The sequence below is a fragment of the Ectobacillus sp. genome (assembly GCF_056992975.1).
The window spans coordinates 1-6,309 of sequence record NZ_JBXKMX010000195.1; the positions used below are offsets into that span (position 1 = coordinate 1).

Consider the following 6,309-nt stretch of genomic DNA (forward strand, 5'->3'; position numbering starts at 1 on the left):
GTTTGTAACACCCGAAGTCGGTGGGGTAACCGTAAGGAGCCAGCCGCCTAAGGTGGGACAGATGATTGGGGTGAAGTCGTAACAAGGTAGCCGTATCGGAAGGTGCGGCTGGATCACCTCCTTTCTATGGAGACATCTACAAGCGCTGCTTGTAGGATGAAAAGACGTTTTGTTTGTTTTGTTTAGTTTTGAGTGTTCAGCATAGTTGAATATCTCGTGAGTATGGGCCTATAGCTCAGCTGGTTAGAGCGCACGCCTGATAAGCGTGAGGTCGATGGTTCGAGTCCATTTAGGCCCACCATACTTTTACTACGGGGCCTTAGCTCAGCTGGGAGAGCGCCTGCTTTGCACGCAGGAGGTCAGCGGTTCGATCCCGCTAGGCTCCACCAACTACATACACACAATTCGTCGTAAATCCAATAAGGGTTTACGACTTTTTTTATTTCATTTTCACAAACTATCCCCCCGCTTCGCTCTGTATATATATCCATAAAGATGTACAGTTGAGTCAAAACATGTAAAAGATTTAGAATATTCTATAAGAAGTATTGTAGATTTTTTACACTCTTGCATAAAGCAAATTACAAAACGAATATCTTCTAAAATGGAGTACCAATTGGATACAATTAACGGAATTGGGAGGTATACTATAATGGATATTTCTATTATCGGAGTTCCAATGGATTTAGGACAAACACGGCGAGGTGTTGATATGGGTCCGAGTGCCATTCGTTATGCTGGTATTATCGAACGTATCAAAGCATTAGGTTATCAAGTGCAAGATCTAGGTGATATTGCAGTAGATCGTTTGCAGCATAATGATGGAGTAGAAAATCCAAAGCTCAAAAATGTGGAACAAGTCATTGCCGTATGCAATGAATTAGCAAAAGCAGTAGATGACGTTATAAAGCATACTCGATTACCGCTTATATTAGGCGGGGACCATAGCATTGCCATTGGTTCAATCGCAGGACTTGCGAAGCACTATAACAACTTAGGCTTGATTTGGTTTGATGCACATGGAGATTTAAATACGGATGCTACGACTCCGTCGGGAAATATTCATGGAATGTCCTTAGCGGCTAGTATAGGACATGGAAATGAGCGTCTTACACATTTATATAATGAGTTTCCTAAGGTGAAAAAAGAAAACGTGGTTATTATTGGAGCACGTTCTTTAGATAAAGGAGAAAAGGATTTTATTCGTGAGCAAGGCTTGAAAGTATATACAATGCATGAAATTGATAGAATGGGAATGACATATGTAATGGAAGAAACCATGATGAAGTTATCCCAATGTGATGGTGTGCATCTATCGCTTGATTTAGACGGATTAGATCCACATGATGCACCAGGAGTCGGTACACCTGTTACCGGTGGTTTAACGTATCGAGAAAGTCATTTAGCAATGGAAATGCTTGCTGAATCTGGAATCATAACCTCCGCAGAATTCGTAGAGGTGAATCCAATATTAGATGAGAAAAATAAGACTGCAAAAGCAGCTGTTGCTCTTATTGGCTCACTATTAGGGGAGAAGCTGAAATAGGCCAAACTCTTTGTTAAATATCAATATAAGATTGCTATGAAATGGACGAATTTACAAACGTTTTGTAGATTCGTCCATATTCTGTTCTTATGAGCCAACATATGCTGTCTGTTGTAATTGTGATGACCATAATATATGGTATAATAAAGTGCAGCTTCTAACAATCAGGAGGTTCCTGAGTTGTTAGAAAGTCAAGTCAAATTGGATTTTTGCATTTCACCCAATTTGATTTTTGTAAATACATACTGATGGAGGAAGGGTAAGAATGCCTTTTGGAGATATGACTGTGTTCTTAAACTATCTCAGCAATGTTGTTGATATTGCCCTTGTATGGTTTGTTATATATAAACTAATTCTCATTATTCGCGGTACGAAAGCCGTACAGCTATTAAAGGGGATTATTGTCATCGTAGTCGTGCGGATTTTGAGCTCATTGCTTAAATTACATACGTTAGAATGGTTAATGAACCAAGCGTTGACATGGGGATTTCTAGCGATTATTATTATTTTTCAGCCAGAACTCCGTCGTGCATTAGAACAACTAGGGCGAGGTAGCTTGTTTTCTAGAGGGGTTGGACAGGAAGAATCAGAACAAGAAACATTTGTGAATGAAATTATAAAGGCTACAGAATATATGGCAAAACGTCGTATAGGAGCTCTTATTTCACTGGAAAGAGAAACAGGTATGGGGGATTACATCGAAACAGGAATTGCCATCGATGCAATTACGTCTGCTGAGCTCTTAATTAATATTTTTATTCCTAATACACCTCTTCATGATGGTGCCGTTATTATACAGGGGGATTCCATTAAGGCGGCTGCCTGTTATCTTCCGCTTTCAGAAAGTCCTTTTATTTCGAAGGAACTTGGAACGCGGCATCGTGCAGCAATTGGAATTAGTGAAGTAACCGATAGTCTCACAATAGTTGTGTCAGAAGAAACGGGACAAATTTCGGTAACGAAAAATAGTGAGCTTCACCGTAGCTTATTGCCTGGACAGTTGAAGGAAATGTTGTTAAAAGAGCTTAGTGGAAACGAGAAACCCACTTCTACATCTTTGTGGAATTGGAGGAAAAAACAAAATGGATAAGTGGATGGATAACACGTGGTTTCTAAAGGGAATTTCTTTGTTGTTAGCGTTCATGTTATTTATGGCTACAGGCTTAGATAAGCAGACGACAAGCAGTAATATTCTTTCAACAGGTCTACCATTTGGGGATACAACAGAAACCATCCAAAATGTAGACGTCACTGCGCAGTATGATCAAGATAAATATGTAATAACCGGTTTGCCAAAAACGGTAAGTGTTACTTTAGAAGGGCAAAGCGGTTTAATTACTGCTGCGAAAATTAGTAAGCAGTATCAAGTCGAAGCGAATTTGAAGGGGTATGAACCTGGCACGTATGATGTGAATTTGGAATATCATAATATTTCGGAAAACTTAAAGGTGAAGATTGTCCCATCGAAGGTGCGCGTGACCATTTCAGATAAAGTAAAAAAACAATATCCAGTAGAAGTTGGATTTTTAAATATTGATCAGGTCAAAGGAAATTTTGATGCAGATAAAGTCTCCGTTAAGCCAAATACAATTGAAATTGCGGGTACACAGGAGCAATTAAATCAAGTCAGCTTGGTTAAAGTGTATGTAGATTTAAATGGTCTCAGTCAAACGGTTACAAAGGAAGCAAAAATCGGAGTATATGATAAGAATGGAAATCAAATGGATGTCCAAACCAATCCTTCGGTTGTAAACGTAACAGTGCCAATTTCAAGTCCGGAGAAGCAGGTTCCTATTCAAATTTCTCGTAAGGGTACTCTTGCACAAGGTATAACCATTACAAGTATTACGACAGACCCGCAGGTTGTGACATTATATGGCCCGCAAAATGTACTTGATACTATTGATTCAATCAACGGTGTTGTAGTAGATTTAGATAAGATATCAAGCAATACAACATATGATGCAGATGTCATATTGCCGCCAGGTGTTTTAAAAGCATCTCCAAGTAAAGTAAAGGTTGCTATTCAAATTCAAAAGCAGGAAACGAAATCGTTTTCTGATGTTTCTTTACAAGTTCTTGGACTTGCGGCTACGTATAATATGAATTTCATTGATCCCTCCAGTGGAAAAGTGGGCGTTGATGTCGTGGGAGATCCAAGTATCGTAGATAAATTATCGTCAGCACAGATTCAAGCATCGTTGAGTTTGCAAAATTTAGTTCCCGGAACGTATGACGTACCGGTTCAAATAAATAATCCTACAAATGTAACATTGGTACTGAAACAAAAAAGCGCTAAAGTTGAAATTGTTAAGAAAAGCTAAGTGAACGAAACAAAGGAGCGATTGTAGTTATGGGAAAATATTTTGGTACTGACGGTGTTCGCGGTGTTGCCAATAGCGAATTAACGCCTGAATTAGCTTTTAAGGTTGGTCGATTTGGTGGATATGTTCTTACAAAGAATGAAGAACGTCCGAAAGTGCTAATTGGTCGCGACACGCGTGTATCAGGCCATATGCTTGAAGGTGCACTGGTAGCAGGGTTGCTATCCATCGGCGCAGAAGTAATGCGTCTAGGTGTAATCTCTACACCAGGAGTTGCATATTTGACGAAAGCACTAGGAGCACAAGCTGGAGTTATGATTTCCGCATCTCACAATCCTGTTCAGGATAATGGTATTAAATTTTTTGGCCCGGATGGATTTAAGCTATTTGATGAACAAGAGTTTGAAATAGAAGCACTTTTAGATAAAGAAACAGACGATCTACCGCGTCCAATCGGCGGGGACTTAGGTCAAGTGAATGACTACTTTGAAGGTGGTCAAAAGTATTTACAATACTTAAAGCAAACAATTGATGAAGATTTTACAGGTATTCACGTAGCGCTTGATTGCGCGCACGGAGCAACTTCTTCTCTCGCACCTTATTTATTTGCTGATTTAGATGCGGATATCTCTACAATGGGGACATCTCCTAATGGAACGAATATAAACGATGGTGTTGGTTCTACTCATCCACAGGCTCTTGCTGCGTTTGTGAAAGAAAAAGGAGCCAATATTGGTTTAGCATTTGACGGAGATGGGGACCGCTTAATTGCAGTTGATGAAAAAGGCGAGATTATAGACGGCGATCAAATCATGTACGTGTGTGCAAAATATTTAAACGAAACAGGAAAACTAAAGAAAAATACAGTTGTGTCTACTGTAATGAGCAATATTGGGTTTTATAAAGCCATTGAAACGCACGGAATGAAAAGTGTTCGAACTGGTGTTGGTGATCGATATGTAATGGAGGAAATGCGCAAGAACGGCTATAATTTAGGCGGTGAACAGTCTGGTCATATCATTTTCCTAGATCATATTACAACAGGAGACGGCATGCTTAGTGCTATTCAACTCGTAAACATTATGAAGGTTACGGGAAAATCTTTATCGCAATTAACAAGTGAAATGCAGAAGTTCCCGCAAACACTTGTAAATGTACGTGTAGTAGATAAGAAGCAAGCATTAGCCAACGAACGTATTCAAGCTATTATTCAAGAAGTGGAAGAAGAAATGGGTGCGGATGGTCGTATACTCGTTCGTCCTTCCGGTACAGAACCTCTTATTCGCGTTATGGCAGAAGCACCTACACACGAGCTTTGTGAAGCGTATGTAGAACGTATTGTAGCTGTTGTGAAGGAAGAAGTAGGGGTAAAGTAATTCATATTTAGTAGAATGAAATAGGCACTTCACTATATGCACAAGAAGAACCTTTTTTGCTTCTTGTGCATATAGTTTTATAACCGTTCAAAAAAATTTTGTTTGACGGCAAAAGTCCAGTTATTGTAAGATTAGCTTGTTCTTTTTCTCACTTTTGAAAGACCGAAGCGCCAGAACTACAACGGTAGTTGACGAGGAGGAGTTTTATCGAAAATTCGGCGGATGACTCCCGGTTGTTCATCACAACCGAAATTTCTTATTAAAAACATGGAGGTAACTTTATGGACAAAGATAAGAAAGTGATGAGGGAAAAAGGACGATGCACGCAAACCTAAATAAAGAGAGGAAGGTGAAGTCGTTACGGGCTTACAAAGGCTAACGAACCACATCAAGAGAGTACCCGGTCAAACGATCACGTACCGAGCTTACCTCCGTTATCGTATTGGAAAATCGGAATCAGTTTTTGGGAGAGGTTATTGTTAGATAGTAAGCTGCCGTAACGACGAAGTAGTATGTGTGGAATCGTTGGATATATCGGACAGCAGGATGCAAAGGAAATTTTGCTAAAGGGATTAGAGAAGCTTGAATATCGGGGCTATGATTCAGCAGGAATCGCCATTCAAGCTGAAAATGGCGTAGTCGTATTCAAAGAAAAAGGTCGGATTGCAAAGCTTCGTGAAATTGTAAATACGAATGTAGCTACAAACGTAGGAATCGGTCATACACGCTGGGCAACGCACGGCATACCAAGTAAAACGAATGCTCATCCTCATCAAAGTGAAAGCAAGCGTTTTACAATTGTGCACAACGGTGTTATTGAAAACTATGAATTGCTAAAAAAAGAATATTTACGAGATGTTGTGTTTGCAAGTGAAACCGATACAGAAGTAATTGTGCAGCTTGTGGAAAAATTTGCACTGGAAGGCTTGAGCGCTGAAGAAGCTTTTCGCAAAACATTATCCTTGCTGAACGGTTCTTATGCACTTGCTCTTCTTGATAGAGAAGATACAGACGTTATTTACGTTGCAAAGAATAAGAGCCCGCTTCTAGTTGGTGTTGGGAA

5 protein-coding genes, 2 tRNA genes and 1 rRNA gene are annotated in these 6,309 nt (G+C 39.7%); all 8 read left to right on the top strand.

The genetic code is table 11. The features are described from left to right. Positions 1–124 (top strand): 16S ribosomal RNA (locus tag AC11ZT_RS08935); the annotation flags it as partial. Positions 125–224: 100 nt separating this feature from the next. Next, positions 225–301, top strand: a tRNA-Ile gene (locus AC11ZT_RS08940). Between the two features lie 12 nt (positions 302–313). After that, positions 314–389 (top strand) — tRNA-Ala (locus AC11ZT_RS08945). Positions 390–652: 263 nt separating this feature from the next. Beyond that, the gene (rocF, locus tag AC11ZT_RS08950; RefSeq protein WP_484059266.1) at positions 653–1,546 is read left to right on the top strand and encodes an arginase; all 894 of its coding nucleotides are present in this window, start codon (positions 653–655) and stop codon (positions 1,544–1,546) included. Positions 1,547–1,811: 265 nt separating this feature from the next. Then, positions 1,812–2,636 (top strand): diadenylate cyclase CdaA, encoded by an 825-nt coding sequence (cdaA, locus tag AC11ZT_RS08955; protein WP_484059267.1) that lies wholly within the window; start codon positions 1,812–1,814, stop codon positions 2,634–2,636. Next, entirely contained in the window at positions 2,629–3,870 is a 1,242-nt protein-coding gene (locus AC11ZT_RS08960; protein ID WP_484059268.1) for a CdaR family protein, read from the top strand. Before cdaA ends, AC11ZT_RS08960 begins: the two co-directional genes overlap by 8 nt. Positions 3,871–3,899: 29 nt before the next feature. Next, positions 3,900–5,246, top strand: a complete 1,347-nt coding sequence (gene glmM / locus AC11ZT_RS08965; RefSeq protein WP_484059269.1) for a phosphoglucosamine mutase — start codon at positions 3,900–3,902, stop codon at positions 5,244–5,246. A 512-nt stretch (positions 5,247–5,758) separates the two neighbouring features. Beyond that, positions 5,759–6,309: class II glutamine amidotransferase (locus AC11ZT_RS08970; protein WP_484059270.1), on the top strand; the 551-nt coding region annotated here is incomplete at its 3' end.